The 3,459-nt window shown below is 52.9% G+C and carries 3 protein-coding genes and 1 pseudogene; all 4 read left to right on the top strand.

What is annotated here, in order from left to right; all coding sequences use genetic code 11:
* Positions 1 to 246: pseudogene (locus Q0J81_RS12265) on the top strand (phosphate ABC transporter permease subunit PstC); the annotation flags it as partial.
* Positions 247 to 292: 46 nt separating this feature from the next.
* Positions 293 to 1,165 carry a phosphate ABC transporter permease PstA gene (pstA, locus tag Q0J81_RS12260; RefSeq protein ID WP_294448252.1) on the top strand — a complete coding sequence of 291 codons (873 nt, stop codon included), beginning with the start codon at positions 293 to 295 and terminating at the stop codon, positions 1,163 to 1,165.
* A 145-nt stretch (positions 1,166 to 1,310) separates the two neighbouring features.
* Positions 1,311 to 1,730, top strand: coding sequence for a MarR family transcriptional regulator (locus Q0J81_RS12255; protein WP_294448251.1), 420 nt, complete (start codon positions 1,311 to 1,313; stop codon positions 1,728 to 1,730).
* 156 nt (positions 1,731 to 1,886) lie between these two features.
* Positions 1,887 to 2,264, top strand: a complete 378-nt coding sequence (locus tag Q0J81_RS12250; protein ID WP_294448250.1) for a cupin domain-containing protein — start codon at positions 1,887 to 1,889, stop codon at positions 2,262 to 2,264.
* Positions 2,265 to 3,459 lie beyond the last annotated feature (1,195 nt).

The following is a 3,459-nucleotide window of genomic DNA, read 5'->3' as shown; positions in this document are numbered from 1 at the left end:
TCCATAGGCGAGACCATGGTTGTTCTCATGGTAGCCGGCGGCGCTGCCGTCATTCCCACCTCGCTGTTTGACTCCGTACGCCCCATTCCCGCCTCCATCGCTGCGGAAATGGCCGAAGCCCCTTTCCACAGCGAGCATTACTATGCCCTCTTCGCCACCGGCATCGTCCTCATCATTTTTACCCTCATCTTCAACGCCACGGCCTTCCGCATTGCTGAAAAGAAAAACTCCGGCATCGGATGCTGAACGTTCCGGCCCGGGGCCGTCATGCTAAACGCTTGAGAGAAAATACATGAATACCGCAACGCGCAATCAGTTCCGTATGCGCCTTCAGTCCCTGATGTTCGGACTTCTGTACGTTTCGGCCGCCATCAACGTGCTGGCACTTTCCGGCGTGTGCCTCTACCTTGCCATCAACGGCTTTTCCTCCCTTTCCTGGGAGTTTCTTACTGAATATCCACGAAAGATGATGACGGAAGGCGGTATCATGCCCTGCATCGTGGGTACATTCCTTCTTGCTTTCGGCTCCATGGTCATCGTCTTTCCCATAGGTGTGGCCACGGCCGTGTATCTGCATGAGTACAGCCGTCATTCCCGCCTTACCTACTACATACGTTTCGGCATCAACAACCTTGCCGGTGTGCCCTCCATCGTCTTCGGTCTTTTCGGTCTCTCCTTCTTCGTCACATTTCTCGGCCTCGGGGTAAGCCTTATTTCCGGCATACTCACACTCGCCATTCTTACCCTGCCCATCATCATCAACACGGCCGAAGAATCCCTGAGACGCGTGCCCGACTCCTGGCGGGAAGCCTCCTTCGCCATGGGCGCCACCAAGATACAGACCATTCTGCGCGTGATCATTCCCGCCGCCTTTCCCGGTATGCTGACAGGCTGCATCCTCGGTCTTGCCCGCGCTGCCGGCGAAACCGGCGCCATCATGTTCACGGCCGCCGTCTACTTCACTCCCCATATGCCCGACTCCTTTCTGAGTCCCGTCATGTCACTGCCCTACCATATGTATATTCTGGCCACGTCCGGCACCGACATTGAAAAGACTCTCCCCCTGCAGTACGGCACGGCCCTCATGCTCATCTTCCTTGTGGTAGGCATGAACCTTCTTGCCATCATCCTGCGAGACCGCCTGCAGAACAAAAACAAACAGTAGCTTCCCCAAGCAAAGCAGCTATTTTACGGGTCCGGTCTGAGCCTCCTCACAGAATACCGGTTCCCTTGGATCACGGTCAGAACCAAAGGGCCGTGATCCATTTTTTTCTTGACTTAATTTCGATATCAAACTAAATATCATTTTCATGAAGCATCAGCCCATACTCAATTACGCCAGTCGGCTGCGTGAAGCCGGAAATGCCTTTATCCTCGCCGAACTGGCAAAAGTCGGCCTGCACGATATTGCCCCCAGCCACGGTGATATTCTTGGCCGGCTTCTTGCCTGTGAAGCGCTTAACATGAGCGATCTGGCTCAACACGCCCACCGGACAAAATCCACGGTGACAGCTCTGGTAACGAAGCTTGAAAAGAACGGCTATGTTGAGCGTATTCCAGACCCTGAGGACTCCCGGGGCGTCAAGGTGCGCCTTACCGACAAGGGCCGCCAGCTCAGACCGGCATTTGAAAACATTTCAGAGGGCCTGCAGAGCCTCATTTTGTCCAAACTTACGGAAGAAGAAGCGCAGGAGCTGGAACGTCTTCTGAAAAAGTTTGTAGAAGGTTAAGAAAAGTCCGACCGGATCGCGCGCCGGACAGACTGACTGAAAAGCTCCCCTTACAGCAACAGGACCAGGCAGGTTACATGCAGGTTGCATCCTCCATGGAATACTGTCAGTTTATACAGACAATTAGTTCGATATCAAATAAAAGGAGCACATCCCATGGCAAATTACAAACTCGCTTCCATTGATTTTTCTGCCTCCAGAAACGAACTGCACGACTTGCTTGGCCTCACCGGGGCTGAAATATCCTGCAATACGCTGCCCGCAGGCATCTCCGTTCCATTTGTACACGCCCACAAGCAGAACGAAGAGGTTTACCTTATCCTTGAAGGATCGGGAAGATTGTACGTCGACGGAGAGGAAACGCCTCTGAAGGCCGGAGACTGCTTCCGCATTGCTCCCGAGGCAGAACGCTGCATCAGCGCCTCCGCAGACAGCGCCATCCGCTTCATCTGCATCCAGGTGAAGGCCGGAAGTCTCGAAGAATTCACCATGAACGACGCCACGCTGTCCGACAAAAAGCCGAGCTGGCTGTAAGGTCCGGGTATTGCGTTTGCCGGAGAGCCAGTCAACCCTGCTTCTCAAGGTCCGTACAGAATGAGGACTGCATGCTGTTCTCTGACGTGCGGGCCTTTGTCTGTGCCCTCATCGCGTGAAAAGAACGCGTCAGAACAGGCTGAAGCAGCGCCGCTGGGCAGAATCTCCAACTTCAGGCCTTTCCGTCCAGAGGCAGAAACGTGCTTGACGACATATTGTGCACATACCGGTATTCCAATCACACCGTTCTCATAGTAAGCAGGTCGACTTGCTGATCAGAAAAACCTTCTGACAATACTCTCCGACTGTTGCAGTTTTGAAAGCTGAATAAAATGTACTCAGAAGAAAAAGTCAGACCATACGGACCAACGGTATAAACGGTATAAGCCTCGATTTTCCCCTGCTCCGGAAGAATATGGCCGGCAGAATGCATGGTGCTGCAATACGCTGTACCTGCATAGAAAAATTTTCTCTGTCAGGGCATACCGTCCTTCTGAAAAACTGCTTTTTCCGGAAGTTTTTCATCATCCGATGGCGGGAGACTCAGAGTGCAGAACATATCTATCGACGCCCTGTTTTTACCCGCTGTCATGCATCGTCAGTCATGATGCGGCAATTCCAGATCATTTAAGAACAGGACCTTTGAGGGAAGAAACGATTGACAACTTCCCCAGCTATGCTAACTCAGAATCATAGTCCAAATAAAATTAACACATTACAAATGTGAGGTCCTCCATGCACCACACAAGGCGCACATTTCTTCGTACTCTTGCAGTTCTTCTGACAGCCGGAACGGCCGCTTCCGCCCTGTCTGGATGCGTCGTTCCGCCTCCGGGACATCACAAGCCCCCCAAGAAACCTCGGCCACATCCCAAGGGACACCGCCCGCCGCCTCCGCCGCCTCACAGATATTGGTAGACCTGTCTTGAAAAAGGCAAATGTCGTACATCTCTCGACTTTGCCCCTTTACGTTCTGCTCCTGCCGTACGGCACTTGCAGATCTTTCAGTCTGAGGACAGTGTGTCTCCCGTGCCCAGCAGAATTTTCTGTGTTTTCCCGTGTCCAGTGCGATGAATACCATCTGTCAGGCCATACGGGAGCATTTCTCTTGACGATATAAGTCAGGACCACCCGTAAAACGGGTGGCTTGTTCAGCCCTGTAAGGGCTTGTTACTTACTCGCGCCTTAAGGGCGC

This window comes from uncultured Mailhella sp. (assembly GCF_944324575.1).
In the GTDB taxonomy this organism is placed as follows: Bacteria; Desulfobacterota; Desulfovibrionia; order Desulfovibrionales; family Desulfovibrionaceae; genus Mailhella.
This window is presented reverse-complemented; position numbering and strand designations above follow the sequence as displayed.